Annotated in this window: 15 protein-coding genes; 14 read left to right on the top strand and 1 reads right to left on the bottom strand. The window is 64.2% G+C overall.

Features of this window, described 5'->3' with window-relative positions:
* Positions 1–70 precede the first annotated feature (70 nt).
* The 11 genes from GH656_RS09100 (at position 71) to GH656_RS09050 (ending at position 15443) form a co-directional block, all read left to right on the top strand.
* Entirely contained in the window at positions 71–556 is a 486-nt protein-coding gene (locus GH656_RS09100) for an Hcp family type VI secretion system effector (protein WP_153075578.1), read from the top strand.
* Between the two features lie 188 nt (positions 557–744).
* Positions 745–1185, top strand: a complete 441-nt coding sequence (gene tssE / locus GH656_RS09095; protein ID WP_174769728.1) for a type VI secretion system baseplate subunit TssE — start codon at positions 745–747, stop codon at positions 1183–1185.
* On the top strand, positions 1166–2896 hold the full coding sequence (gene tssF, locus GH656_RS09090; RefSeq protein WP_153075577.1) for a type VI secretion system baseplate subunit TssF: 1731 nt from the start codon (positions 1166–1168) through the stop codon (positions 2894–2896). Before tssE ends, tssF begins: the two co-directional genes overlap by 20 nt.
* Positions 2860–3876, top strand: coding sequence for a type VI secretion system baseplate subunit TssG (gene tssG, locus GH656_RS09085; protein ID WP_153075576.1), 1017 nt, complete (start codon positions 2860–2862; stop codon positions 3874–3876). Before tssF ends, tssG begins: the two co-directional genes overlap by 37 nt.
* Positions 3873–6773, top strand: a complete 2901-nt coding sequence (gene tssH / locus GH656_RS09080; RefSeq protein WP_217352241.1) for a type VI secretion system ATPase TssH — start codon at positions 3873–3875, stop codon at positions 6771–6773. Before tssG ends, tssH begins: the two co-directional genes overlap by 4 nt.
* On the top strand, positions 6770–9235 hold the full coding sequence (locus GH656_RS09075; protein WP_153075575.1) for a type VI secretion system Vgr family protein: 2466 nt from the start codon (positions 6770–6772) through the stop codon (positions 9233–9235). The genes tssH and GH656_RS09075 overlap by 4 nt, the downstream gene beginning before the upstream one ends.
* A 161-nt stretch (positions 9236–9396) precedes the next feature.
* A complete protein-coding gene (locus GH656_RS09070; RefSeq protein WP_153075574.1) occupies positions 9397–12033 on the top strand; it encodes a DUF2169 family type VI secretion system accessory protein in 2637 nt (878 codons plus the stop codon).
* Positions 12026–13033 (top strand): pentapeptide repeat-containing protein, encoded by a 1008-nt coding sequence (locus tag GH656_RS09065; protein WP_153075573.1) that lies wholly within the window; start codon positions 12026–12028, stop codon positions 13031–13033. The genes GH656_RS09070 and GH656_RS09065 overlap by 8 nt, the downstream gene beginning before the upstream one ends.
* Before the next feature lie 16 nt (positions 13034–13049).
* Positions 13050–13928 carry a DUF3540 domain-containing protein gene (locus GH656_RS09060; protein WP_153075572.1) on the top strand — a complete coding sequence of 293 codons (879 nt, stop codon included), beginning with the start codon at positions 13050–13052 and terminating at the stop codon, positions 13926–13928.
* A 156-nt stretch (positions 13929–14084) separates the two neighbouring features.
* Positions 14085–14474, top strand: coding sequence for a DUF4150 domain-containing protein (locus GH656_RS09055; protein ID WP_174769726.1), 390 nt, complete (start codon positions 14085–14087; stop codon positions 14472–14474).
* 81 nt (positions 14475–14555) lie between these two features.
* Entirely contained in the window at positions 14556–15443 is an 888-nt protein-coding gene (locus tag GH656_RS09050) for a type VI secretion lipoprotein TssJ (RefSeq protein ID WP_174769725.1), read from the top strand.
* On the opposite strand, the gene GH656_RS17770 is transcribed toward GH656_RS09050, so the two are convergent.
* Positions 15434–15802: a hypothetical protein gene (locus GH656_RS17770; RefSeq protein WP_174769661.1), complete on the bottom strand. Its 369-nt coding sequence runs from the start codon at positions 15800–15802 to the stop codon at positions 15434–15436. The two genes, GH656_RS09050 and GH656_RS17770, sit on opposite strands and share 10 nt — an antisense overlap.
* A gap of 114 nt (positions 15803–15916) precedes the next feature.
* On the opposite strand from GH656_RS17770, the gene tssK reads away from it, so the two are divergent.
* The 3 genes from tssK to GH656_RS09030 are packed head-to-tail and all read left to right on the top strand — an operon-like array spanning position 15917 to position 22275.
* A complete protein-coding gene (gene tssK / locus GH656_RS09040; protein ID WP_174769724.1) occupies positions 15917–17299 on the top strand; it encodes a type VI secretion system baseplate subunit TssK in 1383 nt (460 codons plus the stop codon).
* A gap of 4 nt (positions 17300–17303) precedes the next feature.
* Entirely contained in the window at positions 17304–18008 is a 705-nt protein-coding gene (locus tag GH656_RS09035) for a DotU family type IV/VI secretion system protein (RefSeq protein ID WP_153075568.1), read from the top strand.
* A 1-nt stretch (position 18009) separates the two neighbouring features.
* Positions 18010–22275, top strand: a complete 4266-nt coding sequence (locus tag GH656_RS09030; RefSeq protein WP_153075567.1) for a type VI secretion protein IcmF/TssM N-terminal domain-containing protein — start codon at positions 18010–18012, stop codon at positions 22273–22275.
* The last annotated feature ends 247 nt before the right edge of the window (positions 22276–22522 follow it).

Genomic DNA, 22522 nt, shown 5'->3' with positions numbered 1-22522 from the left:
GGACAAGCATTAACCCTGTTGTAGCCGCTGTACTCACCGCTGCTTTTACATTTACTGCTGGAGATTTGCTATGCCAATGCCTTGTTATTTAACGCTGGAAGGCTCGAACGGGAAGATCGACGGTTCATGCGAAGTCGAACCCCACAAGAACAAGATCGAAGTTCAGGCCGTTGAGATGGCCGTTGAGCTGCCGCGTAATCCGCAAACCGGATTGCCGGCAGGCAAACGACAACATCTGGGCCTGACCTTCACCAAGGTGATCGACAAGTCCTCGCCGAAGATCTTCCAGGCCCTGTGCTCGGGCGAGCAGCTGAAAAGTGGCTTGCTGGAGTTTTATCGCACCAGCCCGCAAGGCAAGGAAGAGAAGTACTACACCATCAAGGTGTCGAATGCGGCGGTGGTGTCGGTGCGTGACTGGGTGCCTAACTGCCTCGTGCCGGAAAACAAGCAGATGGGTCACATGGAAACCGTCACGCTGACTTACGAAAAAATCGTCGTGACCTGGGTCAAGGACGGTATCGAAGCGGAAGACGACTGGCTCAATCCGAAGAAGTAAGCGGCCCGCTGTTCGTTAGCAAACCGTTGTAATTGTTGTGATGGTTGTCATAAGGCGGCAGGCGGCCCTTTTTCTTTCGGGGCCACTGTCGTTGCTTTACCGCAGAAGAGCGATTCACGGCTCATCGTTTGCATGAGTCGCATGCAGAGATTTTCCCGGCGCCAGGCGAACCACATCATGACTCAGCCATGAGAGAGCAAAGACTGCTGGAGCGCATTGCTGCATCGGAAAGTACCCAGGAGCGCTCGCATTCGACGCGCTTCGATGTGCTGATGCAGTCGATCCTCGACCATCTCACGCGCTTGCTCAACACGCGCCGCGGCAGTGTGCCGAGCGCGCCCGAGCTGGGCGTGCCGGATATCACCAACCTCGCGGGCTCGCTGGAAGCGGGCAGCTTGCAGCGGGCGGTGGATGACATGACACATCTGTTGCGCCGCTACGAGCCGCGCCTGAAAAATCCGCGCGTGACCTACGTGGCGGATCTGGGCCATCGGTTGACGTTGAGTTTTTCGATTGAAGGCAGCCTGAATATTGATTCGCAGGACGTGCCAGTCAGCGTGATGACCCAGGTCTCGCCGGAAGGCCGAGTGCAACTGAAACGGGGCCATCGTGCTGAATACCTACTTTGAACAGGAGCTAGGCCGTCTGCGCGGCCTGGCGAGCGAGTTCGCCGCCCTCAATCCGGCGCTCGCGCCGTTGCTGGGCGCGGACGTCGCGCCTGATCCGGACGTCGAACGCCTGCTGGAAGGCGTGGCGTTCCTGACCGGGCTGATGCGGCAGCGGCTCGATGACGAGTTTCCCGAGTTCGTCCAGTCGCTGGCGCAGATGCTGTTTCCGCATTTTCTGCAACCGTGGCCCTGCATGACGGTCCTGCAGTTCCAGCCGAAAGGCCCGCTGGGCGGCACGGTCCAGATTCCGGCGGGCACCGAGGTGGCCTCGGTGCCGGTCGATGGCGTGCGCACGATGTTTCGCACCTCGTTTGCGGTGGCGCTCGAGCCGCTGACGCTGCGTGGCGCGCGCTGGGATGGCGAAGGCACGCAACGCAGCCTGGTGCTCGATTTCGCCTTCGATGGCGTCGACCCGAACGCATGGCGCGGCAAGCGTCTGCGGCTGTATCTGGGCGATGCGGTGGCGGATGCCTCACGCTTGCTGTTGCTGATGATGCGCTATGTGCGTGAAATTCATCTGAGCGCGCCCGGTGCGGCCGTCAGCGTGCTGCCGTCCGAGGTGATCGGGATGGCCGGGCTCGACCCCGACGCGGCGCTGGTGCCGCAAAGCGACAACACTCATCCTGCGCATGCGCTGCTGCGCGAATACTTCGTCTTCCCGGAGAAATTCCTCTACCTCGATATCGGCGGCTTCGAGCGCTGGAGCGAGCGTGGCACGAGCGGCCGTTTTAGCCTGCGCTTTGTGCTCAACGAGTGTCCCGACTGGGCGCCGGCGCTGACTGACACCAGCTTCCAGCTCAACACCACTCCCGCCGTCAACCTGTACGAAGCCCAGGCGCATCCGATCAGCTTTGACGAGCGCCAGGCGGAATACCCAGTGCGCTTGCAGGAAAAAGACGGGCGGCGCGTCGGGCAGATTTTCTCGCTCGAACGCGTGAGCGGTTATACCGCGGGCGAAGAGGTGGACTACCTGCCGTTCGCCGCGTTCGCGGGCAGCCCGCACACCTACCACCTGCGCTTGCGCGAGTCGCCGCTGAAAGAAGGCGTGGATTGTTTTCTGAGTCTCGCCCGCAGCCCTGGCACGCCGTTGCCCGGTGCCGCCAGCGGGGTGCCGCAAACACTCTCGATCGAAGCGCTGTGCACGCATGGCGCGTTGCCCGAAGTGCTGCGGCTGGGCGATATCTGTCTGCCCACCGACAACTCGCCGTCGCGCATGAGCTTTCACAACATCCGCCCGGTCACCTCATACCGTTTGCCGGTGCTCGATGACCGGCTGCTGTGGCGCATGGTGTCGCACTTGAGCGCGAATCATCTGCGGCTCTCCAGCGTCAAGCAGTTGCGCCAGTTGCTCTCACTGCAACTGGCGGGCGCGCGCGCGGGTGTCAGCGAAGTGGCGCAGCAACGGCGCATCGACGCGATCGAGGCCTATACCGTGACCCCCGCGCAGCGTCTGATGGGTGGCGTGCCCGTGACCGGTTGTGAGATCGGGCTGGTGTGCCGCAGCGATGCGTTTGTGAATCTGGGCGGCTTGTTCCTGTTTGGCGCGATGCTGGACGAATTCTTTGCCGGGATTGTTGGCTTGAACGCCTTTTCGAGGCTCTCGATCAGCGACCCGGTTACGGGAGAAACATTGCAATGGCCAGCGAAGATCGGGCAGCAACAACTGCTCTGAGCCGACTTGAAGCCGACGGCCCGCGCTATGGTTTTTTCCAGGCGCTGCGGCTGCTGCGGCGCGACTATCCGGACCGTGCCGCGTTCGAGGCAGCGGTGCGCTTTCAGCCGACGCTGGGCCTTGGTTTCGCGGGCAACGATATCGAGCAGATCGAGACCGATGCCAGCGGCAAGGTGCGCGTGCGGGTCAACTTCTTTGGCCTGTATGGCGTGTCGTCGCCGCTGCCGACGTTCTATACCGAAGACCTGATCGACGAAGCGCGCAATGGCCGCAGCGCGATGCGCGATTTCATCGACATCGTGCACAACGCGTTGTATCCGATGCTGTTCCAGGTCTGGGAAAAGTACCGGCTTTGGCTGGGCGTGGTGGAAAGCCGCGAGCGGCAGCGCTACGATTTGCTGCTGGCGCTGATCGGCCGCATGGATGCCGACCGGCGCTTGCCGCGTGAAGCCGAACTGCTGCGCTTTGCCGGGCTGATGACGCATATGCCGCGCTCGGCGCTGGGGCTGCAAACCCTGGTGCGCGGACTGATTGGCTTTGGCCGGGTGCGGGTCGAGCCCTGTGTGCTGAATGTGATTGCCGTGCCGGCCAATGCGCGCTGTGAGCTGGGCAGCGCCAGCGCGACGCTGGGCGGCACGCTGCTGGGCACCGAAGTCGCGCGCCGCAGTGGCGTGGTCAACATCCATGTGCGCCAGCTCAATGCGCAGCGCTTTAGCCAGTTGCTGCCTGGCGGCCAGGTCTGGCAGCGCCTGGTGCGCCAGCTCACGCTGTATTTGCACGAGCCAGTGTGCTGCCGTCTGATTCTCTATCCCGATCCGCCCGCCCGCCTTCCTCTGGCGCTGGGGCAAACCGGCCATGCCCGGCTCGGCCTTGATGCCTGGCTGGGCGAAGCACTACCCGACCAGGCCGATGCGCCAGTCAAACTGACGCTGCTGGCCGGCGACGAACAACCGACTTTTGCGCAAGGAGCCTTCGCATGATTCAGCTCGACCTCAAGGCGCTATTCGCCCGACTCAATCCGTTCACGCGCCAGGCGCTCGAAGACGCCGCGGGTCTCGCGCTGGCGCGCAGTCACTATGAAATCGGGGTGGAGCATCTGCTGCGCAAGCTGCTCGATGAGCCTTCCGGTGATGTGCCGCTGCTGCTGGCCCAGGCGGAAATCGACGTGACGCGCTTGCGGCATTCGGTGGATACCGCGCTGGCGCAACTGAAGAGCGGCAATGCGGGCCGCCCGGTGTTCGCGCCGCTGCTGACCGAATGGGTGCAGGACGCGTGGATGGTGAGCTCGGTGAGTCTCGGGCAGACGCGGATTCGTAGCGCCGCGCTGTTGCTGGCGCTGCTTGAACGCAGCGGTTATTACGTTGCGGGCATGGCGTATGCGCAGATTCTGCGCGGCGCGCAGGCGAGCGCATTGCGTGACGCGTTTGGCAGCGTCTGCGCGGGTTCTGTCGAAGGCTCGCCTGCGGCGGGCAGCAGTGATGGCGCTGGCGGCGCGGCGGCTGCAGCGGAGGGCGCAGGCCCAACGGGCGAATCCGCGCTGGCGCGGTTTTGCGAAGACTTCACCGCGAAGGCTGCAGCAGGGAAGATCGACCCGGTGTTTGGCCGCGACGCGGAAATTCGCCAGATCGTCGATATCCTCGCGCGGCGGCGCAAGAACAATCCGATTTGTGTCGGTGAACCTGGCGTGGGCAAGACTGCGCTGGTCGAAGGGCTGGCGCTGCGTATCGCCGAGGGCGATGTGCCCGACAGCATGAAAGGCACCCGGCTGCTGGGGCTTGATCTCGGGCTGCTGGAAGCCGGGGCGAGCGTGAAGGGCGAATTCGAAAGCCGCTTGCGCCGGGTGATCGACGAAGTCAAAGCCTCGCCTGAGCCGATCATTCTGTTTATCGACGAAGCCCACATGCTGATTGGCGCGGGCGGCCAGGCAGGCGGCGGCGATGCGGCCAACCTGCTGAAACCCGCACTCGCGCGCGGCGAGTTGCGCACCATCGCCGCGACCACCTGGAGCGAGTACAAAAAGTACTTTGAAAAAGACGCCGCGCTGGCCCGCCGCTTTCAGTTAGTGAAGCTTGATGCGCCGGATGTCGCGGCGACGATTCATATCCTGCGCGGCTTGAAGGATGCCTATGAAAAGAGCCATGGCGTAACGATCCGCGATGACGCGCTGGTGGCAGCCGCTGAGCTATCGCATCGCTACATCACCGGGCGGCAGTTGCCGGATAAGGCGGTGGATTTGCTCGATACCGCTGCGGCGCGTGTGCGGATCAGCCAGAACGTGAAGCCTGCGGGGCTGGAGCGGACCGAGCGCAGGTTGTCGGCGCTGCTGCGCGAGCGTGAGGCGCTGCAGCGTGATGCGTCGTTTGGTTACGGCGATCAGGCCACGCGGCTGGCGGAGATCGAGCAGGAGCAAAGCGCGCTGGAAGCCGAGCAGGCCGCGCTGACCACCCGCTGGCACGCCGAGCGCGATGCCGCGCGGGCGGTGCTGGCGCAGCGCGATAGCGCGTATGGGGCGCAGGTGGCAGCCGCGCCGGGGACAGGGGCGAGCGGCGCCGCGAGCGCGGAGGTTGCCGCTGGAACTTCAGCGGCCGTTGCTACCGATGCCGCAAGCGCAGCCGATGCCGCAGCCCCCGCCACACCGTTGACCCAGCAAGCCGCCCGCGCCGCGCTGCAAGCGCTGCAAGGCGACGAGCCCTTGTTGTTTACTGACGTCGGCCCGGAGACGGTCGCCAAGGTGGTCTCCGACTGGACTGGGATTCCGCTGGGCCGTCTGCAACGCGACCGCGCCGCCACCGTGATGGCGCTCGCTGACACGCTCAAGGCGCGCATCCGTGGCCAGGACGGCGCGCTTGAACGCATCGTCGATATCGTCAAATCGGCCTCGTCCGGCCTGAAAGACCCGCAGCAACCGCTCGGCGTGTTTTTGCTGACCGGCCCCAGCGGCGTTGGCAAGACCGAAACTGCGCTGTCGATTGCCGACCATCTGTTCGGCGGCGAAGCTGCGCTGGTCACGATCAACATGAGCGAGTTTCAGGAGCGTCATACCGTCAGCCGCCTCGTCGGCTCGCCGCCTGGCTATGTCGGCTACGGCGAAGGGGGCTTGCTGACCGAAGCCGTACGCCAGCGGCCGTATTCGGTGGTGTTGCTTGATGAAGTCGAAAAGGCCCATCTGGATGTGGTCAACATCTGCTACCAGATCTTCGACAAAGGCACGCTCTCGGATGGCGAAGGACGTGACGTCGATTTCAGCAATACGGTGGTGTTTCTCACGGCCAACCTGGCTAGCGAGCAGATTGTCACTGCCTGCGCCAAAGCGGAGGCAGCAGGCGTCGCGCCCGATCTGGAAGCGCTGGTGGAGCAGATCACCCCAGCGCTGCAAAAGCATTTCAAACCCGCGTTGCTGGCACGCATGACGGTGATTCCGTATGTGACGCTGCCGGCCAGCGCGCTTGAAGGCATCGTGCGGCTCAAGCTGGCGCGTATCAGCGAGCGGTTGCGCGTGGGCAGCCATATCGAGCTGAGCTTCGCGCCGGAACTGGTGCAGGCGATCACCCAGCGCTGCCACGAAGTCGAAAGCGGCGCACGCAATATTGATTTCATCGTGCGCAAGCACGTGCTGCCGCGTCTGTCGGATGTGCTGCTGGCCGCGCAATGCGATGGCCGTGTGCTGCGCGCGGTGCAAGTCAGCCTTGACCCTGATGGTGGCTTTGCCGTGAGCGCGCAGGAAGCAGAGGCACCGGCGGCATTGGCTACGGGGCAAGGACCCGAGGTGGCTGGAGCGACTGGCGCAACCGAAGCCACGGAAGCCACGGAAGCCACCGAAGCCACCGAAGCCACCGAAGCCACCGAAGCCACAAAAGCGACCGGAGTAACTCCATGACTGCCGCGTTGAATTTTCCTGCACTGGGGCTGGCCGCATCCGGCATGTCATCTGCAGAGACCGCGTTCGAGTACAGCTTCGAGTGCGCGGGCCACGTGGCCGGAACCTTCCTCGTGTCGCAATGGCAGGGCCAGGAGCGGGTGTCGGAGCCGTACCGCTTCGAGATCCTGCTGGCCTCGAAGCTCGCCACACTTGAGCCGCAGAGCTTGCTGGGCAGCCGCGCCACGCTGACCATCAACGACGCGAACGGCACCGTGGCGCGGCGGCACGGTGTGCTGACCTCGGTGGCACAGCTCGACTGCGACGACCACTTCACCTATTACCGGGTGGTGCTAGAGCCGCGCCTGGCGCGTTTGCGCGAATGGATTTACAGCGAGATCTATCTGAATCTCGCGCTGCCGGATGTGATCCGTCAGGTGCTGCGCCAGGGCGCGCTGACCGCCGAGCCGGGCGGTTCAGGCGATTACGATTTGCGGCTCGCGGCGGGGGCTGAGGACAGCGCGCCGACGCAGAACAATTTCATCTGCCAGTTCGAAGAAAGCTGCCTCGCGTTTTTGACCCGGCGTCTCGCGCATGAAGGTTGGTACTACTACTTCGAACAGCTTGAACACAGCGAAGCGGTGGTGTTTTGCGCCAGCCAGGCGCAGCAGCCCACGCAGCCACTCGATCTGTATTACCGCTCAGGCGGCAGCCTGCGCCCAGACGAGGGGGCTGCCGTGGTCGAACGCTTTAGCGAAGCCGCGCGCGATACCGCGCAGCAAGTCACGCTGAAAGATTTCGCGGCGACCCGCGCGATGCTCGAACTGAGCGTGGCGCAGCGTGTCAGCGGCGGCAACGTGGGCGAATGGACCCGCTATGGCGAGCACTTCGACAGCGAGCGCGCTGGCACACGGCTCGCGGCGTTACGCGCTGAGGCGCTGGCTTGCGAGGCCACGCGCTTTAGCGGCGCGACGCGTTCGGCGGCGCTGAGCGCAGGCTTCACGCTGACGCTGCATGACCACTTCCGCGAGCGCTGCAACATGCGCTACTACGTGACCGAAGTCACGCACTGGGGCGCGCAGCCGCTGCCGCTGGTGGCCGCGCAGCAAGACCACCTGAGCCGCAGCTATCGCAACGAATTCACCGCGCTGCCGGACAGCATGCAGTACCGGCCTGCGCTGACGACGCCATGGCCGCGCATCGCGGGCTATATCAGCGCGGTGATCGACGCCGAAGGCGACGGCAAGCTGGCCGAACTCGATGAAAACGGCTGCTACAAGGTGCAGTTCCTGTTTGATCGCGCGGATAAGCAAGCTGGACGCGGCTCGGCCTGGGTGCGGCTGGCGACGCCGTATGGCGGCGCGAACCACGGCATGCATTTCCCGTTGCACAAAGGCACCGAAGTGCTGGTGACGTTTATCAACGGCGACCCGGACCGCCCGGTGATCGCCGCTACGGTGCCGAACTCGGAACACCCGAATCTGGTGACGCAGAAAAACCCGACGCAAAACGCGCTGCAAACCGCAGGCGGCAACAGCTTGCTGATGGACGACCGGGATGGCGCGCAAAGCATGACTATGGCTTCGCCGGTGGCCGGCACGAATATCGTGCTGGGCGCGGCGGCGACGCCTGGGATGGCGTTGAGTTCGCAAGGGCATATGGCGATGGTGTCGAGCAGCGCGACGCGCTCGGTGCCAGGGGCGTATAGCGAAACCATTACGGGCGGGCACAAGCTAGGGAGCTTGGCTGGCAGTTCACGTGTTGCCACCATTCAAAGAGTCAAGTCAGATCTTTCGACGACAGGCAAGGACGCCATATCCTCAAGCGATTCGGAGGGGTATGACGGTGCAGCGGAGGAATCGCAGGGCATCGGCTCGATGATCCAGGACTATCTCGGCTCCGTGGCGCAGAACTACTTTGGCTCGCAAGTGCAAAGCATCGCTGGTTTCAGCTCAGCGCTGTATGCGCTGGTCAATGTCCAGGCCTACACCGGCTGGCAGTTTTTGCGTCTGGCCAATGGCTACCAGGAGTTCAACGAAGGGCCGACCAATATCAGCGCGAGCTCGCGCTGTGTGATGGTGAGCGGATTGACGACGCTGATGACCAATGAGTTGCGCATGGGCGCGACGGCTGAGGTGGATTTCACTTTCGGCGACTGGCAGGTTTTTGCCGCGAGCGTGAACGTGGAGTCGCAAGCGGAAACGAGCATCGCCAGCGTGGGCGAGATGGCGCTGTCTAGCCCGCTGAGTATCGCGCTGACCGTTGATAGCAGTGGGATTCTCATGACGCCGGAAACCGCCAGAGTGACATCGACTGGCTTGACTTACCTCGGCGGTACGGGGGCGACGGCGTTGTTTGGGCAAATGGTGAATATCGGCGGAGCTGAGGGGCCAGCTGAGATTGTGACCATGACGGCTGACGAGGTGACGATTACGTCGGATAGCGCGATCGTCATGGATGGCGAGGTGATCATGCTCGGTTGAGCCGCGTGTCCTGGCAGGAGTCTGCGGCCGTGCTTGTCGTTTGTGGTTTGCCGCTTGTCGTTTGCCGCCGCTGCGCAGGAGTGAAGCGCGCATGGGCTAGCCGCATCACCTGTTCCATGTCACTCGCCGCGCGAGCTGTTTTTTTTGTTTAGCCGAAGCTGATGAAAATCGATAAACCTTCCGACGCGCTGATTTTGCTGAGCCATGGTGCCCGTTTTGGCAAACCGTGCCTGACGGTGACGCTCGGCTATATGGTCGGTGCCGATGGCCAGTGCCTGAACGAGCAGGCCGCGTGGGCCGCGCTGATGAAGCAGTTCAAGGGCCAGCCGTTCGACCGGGGGGAGAAAAAATCCCGTGGGGTGTTCGCTGTCGCGGGCGCTGCATGTGCACCGCAGGGCCACCAGGTATTGGCGATGACCGTCACGGCACGCTGCGCCAACCGTGAAAAAATCCTGCATGTGTATGGCGACCGGACCTGGCGGCGTGCCGCTGCCGGGCTCGGCGGCTGGATCCCAGGCGAGCCGCAGCCATTTGCGGTGATGCCGCTCGATCTGGCCCACGCCTATGGCGGCCCGCTCTGGCGCGATAACCCGCAGGGCCGGGGCCACGCCGCAGAAGGCGCTGACTGGGCCAGCACACCGCTGCCCAACCTCGAACTGCCAGGCTCGCCATGCCTGACGCCGTCGGACCGTCCCGCCGTCGCCAGCTTCCTGCCGCAGCCCCCCGAAGTGCCCGCGCGCACCCAGTGGCTCGGCGCATTCGACGAGCGCTGGCGCAAGACGCGTTTTCCCGATTACCCCGATGACACCGATCCGCGCTTCTTTGATGCGGTGACCGAAGACCAGTGCATGGAGCGCTACTTCAGCGGCAATGAGCGGTATGAAGTGAGCGGCATGCATGCGCAGCAGCACACGGTGGGCGGCCGCTTGCCGGGTTTGCGTCCACGCTTGCTGTGGCGGGCCGACAGCCGCGCCGAAAACGGCGCACGGCTGGACGACGGCGCGATTTGTGAAAGCCCGCTGGATCTCGATACGGTCTGGCTCTTGCCGAACGATGAACGCGTGCTGGTGTTGTACCGCGCGACATGGTGTGTGAATCAGCTCGATGCGACCGACGTCGCGGGGCTCAAGGTGTTCACTGAGCGGATGTCCGATGAAGCCGCCAGCACCGCAGCGCTGGCGGCACGCTGGCGCGACGAGATGGCCGCACGCGCGGCTAGCGCCCAGGCCGTGCCGGTGCCGCCAGTCCCGCCGCCGCCTGCGCCCGTGGTGGTGCCGACGTCCGAGGAACTCGCGCAGAAAGCCGCCGCGCAGCTGGATGCGCTCTGGGCGAGCAAGCTGAGCCAGCACCAGGAAATGGCGCAGCAACTGGCGCAGCAGCCTGGCGGCGCGGGGCTGGTGGGGCTGTTTCCGCCACCCAGCCGGGCCGCGTTTGAGGCAGCGCTGGCACGCTCGCCCAAGCGGGGCGATCCATTGCCGGACGTGATGGCCGAAATGCGCGCGGAGATGGCGCGCGTGGGCATGCCCGCCGCGCAGATCGAGCAGTTAATGAACGTGAAGGCAGCGGTGCGGCAAACCCCAGCCGAGGCATTGCAGGAAGCCAACCTGCGGGTTGCCGCGTTGCCGCTCAGCGAGGCGCAAAAGAGCCCGTTGCTGGGGCACCTGGCGGCGTTAAGCCAGGCGGTCGAAGCCTCCGAGGCGAAGCTCGCCGCCGCTGATGAAGCCTTGCAAGCCGCGCGTGCCGCTAAAGCCGCGAAAGCTGCTGCCGCCGCGAGCGCCGCACCGGCTTCCAGTGCGGCCCGTACCCCGCTGGATCTTGCCGCGCTGTGCGCGCGGCTCGCCGCACATCAACCGCTCACTCGCATCCGCGTCGAACAGCAGGATTTGTCGGCGCTGACGTTCGATCACGTTGATCTGAGCGAGAGCGAATTCATCGGCTGCAACTTCAACGGTGCTTCATTGCGGCGCGCAGCATTGCGCCGCACCACGTTCACCGAATGCACCTTGCAGCAGGCCCGCTTCGATGCCACCGATGCCACCGGCGCGAGCTTCAAGGCATGCGATCTGAGCGCAGCGAGTTTCGCTGGCTGCGATGGCTCGGACTGGCGCTGGACCGGTTGCACCGCGCCCAAACTCGATGTGAGCGGGGCGAAGCTAGAGCGGGCGAGTTTCAGTGAATCCACGCTCGATGGCCTGCGCGCGGCACAACTAGGCGGCGCGCAGATCACGCTGCGCCACTGCACGCTGAGCGAGGCCGATTTCACCCACGCCAACCTGGCGCGCGCGAGCTTCACCCATTGTCAGATCGACCGTGCCTGCTTTAACCAGGCCCAGTTGCACAAGGCCCAATGGCAGAGCGTCAACGGACGCGACGGGCAATGGCGCGGGGCGAACCTGACGAACTGGCGCGTGTTCTCGCAATGCGTGCTCGAAGCGGGCGATTTCACCCAGGCCAATCTGACCCAGGCCTGTTTGCGCAATAGCAGCCTCGCTGGCTCGCGGTTATGCGACGCGCAGCTCGAACGCGCGTTGCTGCTCGAATGCAATCTCACCGGCACTGACGGCTATCACGCCAGCGCCCGTGGCGCGCAATTCACCGGCTCACAGCTCGTACACGCGCAATGGCGCGGCGCGAACCTGATGGCCGCCTCACTGAGAAAAACCCACTTGCTCGATCTCGATCTGACCGGTGCCAACCTGTATGGCGTGGATATCCGTGGCGCGCAGGTGTCTGGCGTGAAGCTGTATCAAGCGCTGCTGACACGCTGCCGTTTGCTGGAGGAGCACGTTGATGGTTAGTCCTGTGCGTAACCCTGCTGCGGGTGCCGCTGCTACTGCTACTGCGGGTGCAGCCGCTCAACCGCTGACGCGCGCCGCGCTTGAAGAACAGCTGGCGCAGAACCTCACGCTGCGCGGCATAGTGCTCGCGGGCGGCGATTACCGCGGCCTGGTGGCACGCGCGGCGCGCTTTGAACAGGTCGATGCGCGCGGGGCACGCTTCGATGACGCGCAACTGGAACAGACCCAATGGAGCCACTGCCGCCTCGACGGCGCGCAGTTCAACCAGGCGCAACTGCGCGCGAGCCGCTTCATTGGATGCAGCGCGAACCAGAGCGCGTGGCGTGGCGCGAACCTGCTGCGTTCAGCATGGCGGCAGTGCGAGCTAGCCCAGGCGCAGTTCGACGGGGCCAACCTGACGCGCGTGTCATGGATTCAGTGCCAGGCACCGGGTGCTGGGCTGGCCAATCTCACGCTCGAAATCGGTTATTTCCAGGGCTGCGATCTGAGCGGGCTTAACCTGGCGCAAGCGAACTGGCGTCTGGTGCAGATGCGCGGCTGCAACCTTAACGGCAGCCAGTTCACCCGGGCGCGGCTGCAAAACTGCGGCTTTGGCGGCAGCAACCTGAGCCGGGCGGATTTTGCCGACGCTGACGCGCCGTACCTCGCGCTGAATGGCTGTGACCTGCGCGACGCGAACTTTGCCCGCGCGCGGCTACCGGGGGCGAAGTTCAACGACGCGCAACTGGAAGGCGCAGATTTTTCTGGCGCGAACCTGGCGCTGGCGTTTCTTGCTGGGGTGCAGGCACCGGGACTGAAGCTGAAGGGCGCGGTGTTGCAGCGCGCGGATTTATCCCAGGCGAAGCTGGCGGGCGCAGATTTTTCGGCCGCGACGGTGGAAGGCGCGAGGCTGGATGGCGCGGATTTGTTCGGCGTGAACTGGGACGGCTGCCAGCGCCAGCGCGCGCTGGCTGAAGATCTGCTGCTGCGCGAAGCGCTGGCGTGGCGTCCAGTGGTTTGATGGTTTGGGTTTGGGTTTGGGTTTTGTAACGGGTTTCTGGGGCGGAGTAGACGCGGGAGACGGAGCGGAAGCGGAAGTCGAAGACGGAGTCGAAGTCGGAGCTGAAGTCGGAGCTGAAGTCGAAGTCGGAGCTGAAGCGGGAGACGAAGTCGAAGCCGAAGCCGAAGTCGGAGCTGAAGTCGAAGTCGAAGTCGAAGCCGAAGCCGAAGCCGAAGCCGAAGCCGAAGCCGAAGCAAAAGCAGCAAGCAAAACAGACAGTGAATCAACCGGAGTCAATCTTATGCAGGCGAGCAAAAAACCTTCGACGCAAACCCACGTGGCGAGCTTCTACCACGCCGAAGTGAGCGCGCTGCACGACGATGGCGCACTCGCGGTGACTTGTGACGGCTTTGCCTTCGAGGTCAAGCTGGCGGCGGGCTGCCTGCTGCAACCAGCGGTGGGTGACAAGGTGCTGGTCACCGTGGCCAACGACCTCGGTTACGTGCTGAGCGTGATCGAACGCGCCGCACCCGCCAGCGCGCGACGGGTCTTGCTGCTTGGCGACGACGTGCAACTGGCCACCGAGGCGGGCACGCTGAGCCTCGAAGCGCGTCACGCCGCGCTGCGGTTTTCGAGCTGCGACTGGCACAGCGACACCTTGCATCTGCACGGCAACGAAGCGCGCTCGGTGTGGCGCGAGCGCAGTGAATGGAGCGAATACCGTTTCGAAGCCGCTGGCAGCGCGGAGGAATGTCTGGGCGAAAGCGTGCGGCGCATCACTGGCCACGAAGAAACCAGCGCGAACTCGATGCGCCAGCGCATCACGACCGACTGGCAAGCGTTTGCCCAGGATATTTCGCTGTTCGGCACCGACCGCATCAAGGCCGATACCGATGGCGATATCCAACTGGGTTGAACGAAGCGACGATCGGCAGATGGCAGATGACAGACAGGGCGGTGAAACAAAGCAACGAAACAAAGCAACGAAACAGCCATCACGCTCAGCCTCACAGCGAAATCACGGCACTGAAGTGGAGAACATCTGATGTTTGCTTGTACTGATGGGGGTGGCATGGCCACCGGTTTTCCGGACGTTTGCATTACCCCGATACCTTCGCCTGCTGGCCCGGTGCCGACGCCGTTGCCTTATCCGAATCTGGCCATGCTGCCAACGGCGGACCCGGCGACGCTCGCGCTGCAAGTCATCATCGCTGGCGGGCTCGCATTCAATCTGGGGACCGTGATCCCCATGACGGAAGGCGATGAGCCCGGAACCCTGGGCGGGGTGATCTCAGGAATGTTTGGCAATTCGGCCAAGGCGCTCGAAGGTAGCCTCTGCGTGATGATCGCGGGCCAGCCTGGGGTGGCGATGCTGAATGTGTGTGGCCAGAATGGCCCGCCGTTCAACATTGAAGGTCTCTATCTGGTGCCAAGCCAGATCAACGTCATTTTTAATATTTGAATCATGCAATGGCATAACGCTGAAAAGACCGCTACCCTACGCCCCCAGCGCGGGGCCTTTCGGCTGGCGGCACTGGGTTTGATGACCAGCGTCGCGCTGCTGCTCACCGCTTGCAGCTCGGTCAACGGCATGCTGGGCGGCAGCTCGCAGGCCAAGGCGCTGTCGCAACTGAAGTGGGCTTATGCCGCAGATGGTCTCAAGCTGGTGTGGCAGGCCGATCCCCAGTTGAACGAATCCGAAGGTCAGCCGCATGCGCTGGCGCTGGTGGCGGTGCAGATGGAAGATCCAGCCACCTTCATCGCGTATGCCGGATCGACCGACAAGCTCGCTGAACTGTTGGCGGCGAGTGTGCCGCCACAAGGTTTTCTCGCACTGAATCCGGTGTTCGTGCAGCCGGGCACGAAAGGCAGCGTGACGCTGCCCCGCATGGAAAAGGCGAAGTACGTCGGGATTGTCGCGGGGTACTACGGCTTTGATCCGGCGCGTATTGTGCGGCTGTACCAGATTGGGGTGCAGGTGCAGTCCAGCGGCTGGGTGGTGAAGAGCCGCACGGCCGCGCCCGCGCCGCTTGAAATCACGTTGATGCTTGGACGTGACGGGCTGGCGGGAACCGGGCAGGGCGTGGCGAGCGCGCCGCCGCCGCTGACGCAGCCACCGGTAGCCGGTCAAGTGCCATTGCCTGCAGCGGCAGCACCGCCAGCGGTGGTGCCGGGTGCGCCGGGTGTTCCTGGTGCTTCGGCGGCCGCACCTGCTGCGCCGGTGGTTCCGGTCACACCGGCTCCTGTGACACCCACGGCTGAAGATGCCGATGAAGCCGCGGTGAAAGCGGGCGCGAATGCGGATGCTGCGGCACAGGCTGCGCCCGATGCAGGCGAGCAAGCGGATTCGTTACCGTCTTTGCCTGGCATGCCGCCGTTTGGCCAGATTCCAGGCCTTGGCAGCGATGCCAAAAAAGCGCTTCAAAAATGAGATAAGCGGTGACAGGCCACTTCAGACCACTTGTCACCAGACCGTAGCTGTGGAAGTGGAAGTCGAAGCAACGGTCGAAGCAACGGCAGAAGCAACGGCAGAAGCAACGGCAGAAGCAACGGCAGAAGCAACGGCAGAAGCAACGGCAGAAGCAACAGCAGAAGCAACAGCAGAAGCAACAGCAGAAGCAACAACCAAAGCAACAACCAAAGCAAAGCAACAACCAAAGCAACAACCAAAGCAACAACCAAAGCAACAACCAAAGCAACAACCAAAGCAACAACCAAAGCAACAACCAAAGCAACAACCAAAGCAACAACCAAAGCAACAACCAAAGCAACAGCAACACCGCACATCAAGCCACACAGCAACCACGCGCACGCGCCTCACCACGCCGCGCGGCACCGCACAAAAAGCGGGCCATGTCATGTGCCGACACCAGGCACGGGCTGTGTCCCGCAGGGGAAACGCAGATGAATTTCGAACAGCCGCTGTACTGGCATCAGGGGCAACTGCTCCAACCGCAACACCTGCAGCACGCCGACGGCTTTCACGCCAGCCGGCTTGAGCGCCTGGCTGACCTGGCGCTGCCGTACTGCTGGGGCCTGGAAGGGCTGCAAATCAATGAAGCCGCGCTCGCGGCAGACCAGTTCATGGTGAGTTCGCTCAGCGCGCGCTTTCAGGACGGCGCGTTCGTGCGCTATCCCGGCAATGCGCTGCTCGATGCCCGCAGCCTGCAACGCAGCTCGGATGCGCCATGGCCGCGCGCCGTCTACCTTGGCCTGCGCCGTGTCGCCCCAGGCAGCGCCAACTGCAGCGTGCATGACTCGCTCGACGCCGCAGCCAGCGCGCCCACTCGCTTCGCCACATTGACCGACCCCGAAACCATCCCCGACTACCTGAGCGGTGGCAACAGCGCACAAGTGCGCGGCATGTTTTACGTGCTGCGTCTGTTCTGGGATGACGAACTCGAAGCGGCTGGCCAGTACGAACTGTTACCGCTGGCGCGGCTCGAACTCGATGGCGACAGCGTGCGCCTGGAACCGGGCTTCATGCCGCTGGTCGCCAGCCTCGGCGCGAGCGTGGCGCTGATGCAAGTGGTGCGCGATATCCGTGATGAATTGCTAGGCCGCGCGCATCAGCTAGAGAGCAACAAGATCGCCGCCGATGCGCTGAATGTCAGCGTCGATAGCGGCCAGTTGCGCGTGCTGATGGCGCTCAACGTGCTGGGCCGGTATGGCCCGCTGCTGTGTCATTTGCTGGAAACCCCGCAAACCCATCCTTGGCACGTCTATGGCGCATTGCGCCAGCTGGTGGGCGAACTCAGCATGTTCTCGGCACGCTATGACATGCTCGGCCGGGGCAAGGATGACCGGGTCGCGGTCGCGCCGTATCGCCATGAAGAAGCCGGGATGCAGATTGCCTCGATTGGCGCGCTGATCGCCCGTTTGCTCAACGAAATCACGTTCGGTCCGGATCAGGTAGTGCGCTTCGAGCAGGCCGACGATATCTGGGTGGCGGATTTGCCCGAGAGCTTCCTCAGTGGCCACAACCGCTATTACCTGATCGTCTCCGGTCTGAGCGAGGCCGACGCGGTGGCGCGCTTTGCCGCCGAAGCCAAACTGGGCGCGGCCAGCGAACTGGCCAATCTGGTCTCGCACGCGCTGCCCGGGCTGGAGCTGCTGCCGCTGGCCGTGCCGCCAGCCGGGATGCCTCGGCGGCAGCAGTCAGCCTATTTCCGCATCGAAACCGTCAGTGACGCATGGGCTTCGGTCGTGCGCGAACGTGGCGTGGCGCTGTTTCATAGCGCGCCAACCCAGACGCTGTCGGTCGAAATCGTGATGATCCGGAGATAAGGCGATGCGTCAGGCAAGTTGCTGGACCCCGGTGATCGAATACGCGGCGCTGGCCTTCACGGGCCGCGCTCCGGTGACGGTGGCATTCGAGGAGGGTGAAGCCTCCGGTGTCGCGGCTGCGCGCGCGGCGCAGACCGCAAGCGCATTGCAAACCTTGCTGGAGGAAGCTCAGGCCCGCGCCAGCAATGAAGGCCACGGGCCCGCAGCCGTGCGCGATGCGCTGTTTGCGGTGGTGGCGTGGCTGGATGAGCGTGCGCTTAGCAGCGACTGGCCAGGGCGTACCGCATGGCGCGCCGCGCCGCTGCAGCGTCATTACTTCGGCACGACCCGCGCAGGTACGGAATTTTTCGAGCGCCTTGATGCGCTGCCCGACGACGCGGCCGAAGTCCGTGAAATCTATGCGCTGATGTTGCTGTGGGGCTTTCGTGGCCGCTTTGCCGCACGTCCCGTCGCGGAATTTTTTGGCTATCGCCAGGCGCTGTTCGAGCGCCTTGGGCGCGAGTTACAGACCGCCCCGCTGAACGCCCATGCGCCGTTGTTTCCGCTACCGCCCGCGCCTGCCGCGCTGGCCAGCGGCCGTTCACGGCGGCGCGTGACCTGGGCGCTGGTGCTGCTGATTGGCTTGCCCTTACTGCTACTGCTGGGCCTTGGGCTCATCTACGACTGGCTGCTGATGGATCTGGCGCGGCCGTTGCTGGGAGGGCTTTGAGATGCTGCGCAAACTATTTCGCCTAGTCGGCATCCTGCTCGGGCTGGCGTTGCTGGCCTTTGTGTGCTGGGTGCTGGCGTTGTATCTGAACTGGCCGCTGTGGAGTGTGCCGGGGCTTTTCGTGCTGGCGCTGGGGTTGGGCTGGGCGGTGCTGGCACTGCGGCGGCAATGGCTGCGCTGGCGCAGCCTGCGCCAACTGGCAGCGGGCCCACGTGGCGCGGATGAAAGCACGCTCAAAGCTTTCGACGCGATCTGGCGCGAGGGCCTGAAACGGCTGCGGCACTCGCGTCTGAAGCGTTTTGGCAATCTCGGCGGCCCGCTGTATGCGCTGCCCTGGCTGCTGATGCTGGGCGCGCCCGGCAGCGGCAAATCCACCTTGCTGACGCGCACCCGGCTAGCCTCGACGCTGCGCCGCGTGCGCCAGGACGAGGTGGTGCAGCCGACTGAACTATTCGACTGGTGGTATTTCGATCACAGCGTGGTGCTCGATCCCGCAGGGCGGTTGTTCGAGCACGGCGGCGCAGGGCAAGGTGGCGCAGGCGAGGCGCGCAGCCTGTGGGCCCGCCTGCTGTACTGGCTGGGCCGGACCCGGCGGCGCGAGCCGCTCAACGGGATCGTGCTGACGCTGTCTGTGCCCGCGCTGCTCAACACCTCCGCGCAACAACTGGCGGATCAGGGCCGCGAGGCCCGCAGCCGGATCGACACCCTGACCCGCGTGTACGACGTGCGGGTGCCGGTGTATCTGGTGCTGACCCACGCAGATGCGATCGAAGGCCTGACCGAATGGGGCCATCAGTTGCCCGAAGCATTGCGCAGCCAGCCGTTTGGCGCGCTGGTGAGCGAGACCAGCGATGCGGCGCAGTTTCTGACTGCGGCGTTCGCCCAGATCGGCCAGCGTCTCGCTGATATCCGCCTGGCTCAGGGCATGCGTGAGAACCAGAGCGTCGAGTTGTTGCTGCCCGAGCGAGTGCAGGCGCTGATGACGCCGCTGCGCGCCTGGCTTGAACCCGCGTTCGATCACAACCCGTATGGCGAAACGCCCCTGTTGCAAGGGGTGTTTCTTACCGCCCAGGTGCAGGAAGCGGAACGTGCGCCGCTCGGCTGGTTTTCCCGCGAACTGTTCGATACGCTGCTGCCCGCACGCCGCTCAAGCTGGCTGCCAACCGGACGCTTTGGCGTCTGGCGCAGGTTTTTCCGCCATGCCGCCGTGCTGGGATGGCTGCTGGCCTGTCTTGGCTTTGGCTCGGTGATGACGCTTAGCTTCGTGCGCGATCGCACGACCTTGCAGCACCTGATCGAGCATCCCGCGCAAAAACTGCCTAAAGCGGGCGATTTCGCCACCCGTATGGATGTGCTGCTGCGGCACGTGCAGACCCTGCGCTGGGTGCATGCCCGGGCCGATAACTGGGGGCTCGACGTGTTTCCGTTTCATCGCTATGTGCTGGCGGTTCAAGCCGGCCTGGCACAACGTTTCACCAGCGAATTCCGGCAGCAGGCGTTGACCCAGGGCATCGACCAGATGCTCGAAAACCGGATTCAGGACGTCGCCAGCAAGGGCAGCGATGTGGTGGTGGCGGCCTATGCGCAACATCTGGTGCGCCGCATCAACCTGATCGACGCCGCGCTCGCGGGCCGGCCGCTGTTCGGCTTGCCGCGCGTCGGTGCCGACCTCGTGGTGATCCAGGCCGATGCGGATCACAGCGCGATGTTCGATCCGCTGGCCAGCAGCCGTTTTGGCTTTTTGTACGTGGACTATCTGCACTGGCAGCCGCGCCGCGCAGAACTGATCGCTGAGCGTTCGCGCCTGCGCGACATGCTCGATGAACTGGCACTGCCGCGCCGTCCGATTGGCTGGCTGCTAGCCTGGGCCGATTTGCAAGGCGATCTGGCACCGGTCACACTGGCGCAGTTCTGGGGCATCCCCGACCGGCCGGAACTGCCGCGTATTTCGGCGGCGTATACCCCCGACGGTCATGCGGCGATCGACCAGTTCATCAACGAAGTCGCGCAGACCGGCCAGTACAGCGAAGTCTGGGCCAAACGCGCCGCGAGTTTTGATGCGCAGTATCAGGAGGCGTTGCGCGGTGCGTGGTACGGCTTTGCCACCGCGTTCGCGCAAGCACCGACTCTGCTGCACGGCGAAGACGCCTGGCGCAGTGCGATGCCGGTCGTGCTGTCCGCACAAAGCCCATACCGGGCGTTGCTGCACGAACTGGCCCGCACCTTCGAACAAGCTTCGAGTATCGATCATCGCGCGCTCTCCGTGCAGCCTTCATGGGTCATCAGCGCGATCCGTCTGGACCGGCTGCTGGCGGTGGCCTACAACGGCCCAGGCCAGGTGGGCTCGAACGTGGTGGAACTGCTCAAGCTCTCCAGCGACGTTGGCCGCACTGCGCTGCAAGGCGATGGCACGGACGTGCTGGCGTCGCTCAAGCGCAATGATTTCGCCCTGGCCCAGCAGCTCCTGGCCTACCGGCGTCAGCTCAACGGCATCGCCGACGAACTGGCCAAAGGCGATGGGCATGCGCTCAAGCTAGCGGCTGATGCGTATCAGTTCAGCGCAAGCGCGGATATCAAGAGCACGCCGCTGATCGCAGCCGGAGCCGCGTTCGACAAGGCCAGCGCTGCCGCGATTGCCGCCGCGCCGGGGGATCTGCCGGTGTGGAACCTGGTGCGTGGCCCGCTCGACTTCACCTTGCAGTACGTCAGCCGAATCGCTGCCAGCAGCGTGCAGAAAGACTGGGACGCGCAGGTGCTGGCACCACTGCAAGGCGTGTCCGATCCGGCGCATACGCTGCAACTGCTGTACGGCGACACCGGGCTAGTACCGACCTTCATGAATGGCACGGTGAAATCGTTCGTGCTGCGGACTACCAGCGCCTATGTGCCTCGTCTGCTGTGGGGCCAAAGCGTGCCGCTGAATGGCTTGTTCTACGCGTTTGTCAGCCGGGCCCAGCGTCAGCGCAACGATCTGGTGGAAACCGCGCAACGCAACGCCGCCGACAAGAGCGCGGCCGAGGCGTTACGCGCATCGCAGCAAGCGGAGATCGCTGACATCACACAGCAGACCAGCGGCTTGCAAGAGCGGATTGGCAAACTGCGCGCGGTGACTTCGACGGTGGTGTTGAGCGCCAGCCCGCCAACGGTGAATCCAGGCGCGGGCAGCGTGCCACAAAAAACCACGCTGACACTGCGCTGCACCGCCGGGCCCACGGTGCTGGAAAACCTCAACTTCCCGGTGAGCCAGACCTTTGCCTGGTCGCTGGCGAATTGCGGCGATACCACGCTGGCGCTGAGCTTCCCGGGGATGACACTGACCCGGCAATGGAAGGGGCCAACCGGCTTTATCGACTTCCTGCGCACCTTCCGCGATGGGCAGCACACGTTTGGCGCGCAAGACTTTCCGGGCCAGCAAAAGGCGCTGCAAAGCGTCGGGGTGTCGGCGATAACGCTGAGTTTCGCGCAGCAAGGCCAGCAAGTGCTGCTCTCCAGCTTTGACGAAGCCGACCGGCTGAACGCGCAAATGGAGACCTTGCTGAACCGGCGTGCCACGCTGACTTCGGCGCTGGCCAACCAGAGCGCAGCCGAGGTTGGACAGCAGACCACGCCATGGGACTTGCAGCTTTCGGTGCCGCTACATGTCGCGGATGCATGGAACGAAGATGGCTTGCCCGTGATGAGCACTCAGCCCGCCGAGCGCCGGGCGTTGATGGATGGGGCAGGGCTGCCGCCCGTGACGCCAGGGCGCACGGCTGAAGGCACGGTGCGGCCGGCAACGCCTGCTGCTGCGCCGTCTGCGCCGTCGTCTTCGTCCGAGCTTGAGCGGCGCAAGATCGAGACGTTTGCCGCGACGGCCACTGCCGCTGCCACGGCAGCGACAGTGGCCACGGTGATGCCCTCGCCGGTGCCGTCGTCCGTGCCGCCTGTGGTGTCATCAATGCCGGGCGCGACGGATGCCCCGGCGAAACCGCTGGCGCATGCTCCGGTGCCAGCGCGGGCAGCTACTGCGGCAAAGACGCTGCCGGGCAAGGGGAAATACATCGTTCAGGTGGGGCGCTTCGCCAGCCCAGAGATCGCTGAAAAGACCCTGCGCGAGCTGCATCTGGCGAGCGAAAGCCGCCCGGTGAAATTCGCCGATGGCTCCACGCAATACGACGTGCGGGCGATTGGCTTTAACGACCGTGAAGCGGCCCAGGCGGTCGCGGAGCGGATTGCGCCGCTGCTGCGGCTGACACCCGTGGTGATGGCCGTCCGTCAGCCATCCTGAGTACCGCGCTGGCTGCTTTGGTCTTTGCTAGAGCAGCCAGCGTGATGGTGTGACACCTCCGTACACCTTCACACCAGCTGCACCTTCCAGGCTGTTTCTGACCCAACTTCATTCCCCTTGGCACCGATGGCTGCCAGCGGCTGGCGTGAACGGTGCTCCCTTCAGCGTTTTTCCGTTCCCCACGTTTCAGCGCCGTGTCAGTGGCAATACGCGCCAAGCTTTTTTATTACCAGTTATTTAATGATGG

The organism is Paraburkholderia bonniea (assembly GCF_009455625.1).
GTDB lineage: Bacteria > Pseudomonadota > Gammaproteobacteria > Burkholderiales > Burkholderiaceae > Paraburkholderia > Paraburkholderia bonniea.
This window is presented reverse-complemented; position numbering and strand designations above follow the sequence as displayed.

What these genes read in the sequence shown, in the direction of transcription:
- GH656_RS09075 (WP_153075575.1), top strand. Translation starts at nt 6,770, where the DNA reads ATGACTGCCGCGTTGAATTTTCCTGCACTGGGGCTGGCCGCATCCGGC.
- GH656_RS09055 (WP_174769726.1), top strand. Translation starts at nt 14,085, where the DNA reads ATGGCCACCGGTTTTCCGGACGTTTGCATTACCCCGATACCTTCGCCT.
- tssK (WP_174769724.1), top strand. Translation starts at nt 15,917, where the DNA reads ATGAATTTCGAACAGCCGCTGTACTGGCATCAGGGGCAACTGCTCCAA.
- tssH (WP_217352241.1), top strand. Translation starts at nt 3,873, where the DNA reads ATGATTCAGCTCGACCTCAAGGCGCTATTCGCCCGACTCAATCCGTTC.
- GH656_RS09065 (WP_153075573.1), top strand. Translation starts at nt 12,026, where the DNA reads ATGGTTAGTCCTGTGCGTAACCCTGCTGCGGGTGCCGCTGCTACTGCT.
- tssE (WP_174769728.1), top strand. Translation starts at nt 745, where the DNA reads ATGAGAGAGCAAAGACTGCTGGAGCGCATTGCTGCATCGGAAAGTACC.
- GH656_RS09050 (WP_174769725.1), top strand. Translation starts at nt 14,556, where the DNA reads ATGACCAGCGTCGCGCTGCTGCTCACCGCTTGCAGCTCGGTCAACGGC.
- GH656_RS09070 (WP_153075574.1), top strand. Translation starts at nt 9,397, where the DNA reads ATGAAAATCGATAAACCTTCCGACGCGCTGATTTTGCTGAGCCATGGT.
- tssG (WP_153075576.1), top strand. Translation starts at nt 2,860, where the DNA reads ATGGCCAGCGAAGATCGGGCAGCAACAACTGCTCTGAGCCGACTTGAA.
- GH656_RS09035 (WP_153075568.1), top strand. Translation starts at nt 17,304, where the DNA reads ATGCGTCAGGCAAGTTGCTGGACCCCGGTGATCGAATACGCGGCGCTG.
- GH656_RS09030 (WP_153075567.1), top strand. Translation starts at nt 18,010, where the DNA reads ATGCTGCGCAAACTATTTCGCCTAGTCGGCATCCTGCTCGGGCTGGCG.
- GH656_RS09100 (WP_153075578.1), top strand. Translation starts at nt 71, where the DNA reads ATGCCAATGCCTTGTTATTTAACGCTGGAAGGCTCGAACGGGAAGATC.